Annotated in this window: 1 protein-coding gene; it reads left to right on the top strand. The window is 69.2% G+C overall.

Annotated elements, in window-relative coordinates:
• On the top strand, window positions 1-461 hold a 461-nt coding region (locus EOE48_RS28675), incomplete at its 5' end, for an ATP-binding cassette domain-containing protein (protein WP_127734240.1).
• Window positions 462-484 lie beyond the last annotated feature (23 nt).

The raw sequence follows: 484 nt of genomic DNA, 5'->3' as shown, positions 1-484 counted from the left end.
CGGTGGAGGCCAATATCCGTTATGGCCGGCCCGATGCGACCCTGGCCGAAGTCGAAGCAGCGGCGCACGGTGCCCATGCCGACGAATTCATCCGGCAGCTACCGCAAGGCTACCAGACGCCCTTGGGCGAGGGTGGCATCGGCCTTTCTGGCGGGCAACGCCAGCGCCTGGCGATTGCCCGGGCGTTGCTGGTGGATGCACCGATCCTGCTGCTGGACGAGGCGACCAGCGCGCTGGACGCGGAATCCGAACGGCTGGTGCAAGAGGCGGTGGACGAGCTGGCCCGCACCCGCACCACGATCATCGTGGCGCATCGGCTGGCGCCGGTGAAAAACGATGGCCGCATCGTGGCGCAGGGCCGGCATGACGAGTTGGGGGCGCAGGGCGGGCTTTATGCGCGTCTGGCCCGGCTACAATTCACCGAAGGCTTTGCCGATGCCGGGGCCGCGGCGGCGGAATAGCCCGCCGCCATTCCGCCGCGCTG

Source organism: Methylobacterium oryzihabitans, assembly GCF_004004555.2.
Classification (GTDB): domain Bacteria; phylum Pseudomonadota; class Alphaproteobacteria; order Rhizobiales; family Beijerinckiaceae; genus Methylobacterium; species Methylobacterium oryzihabitans.
This window is presented reverse-complemented; position numbering and strand designations above follow the sequence as displayed.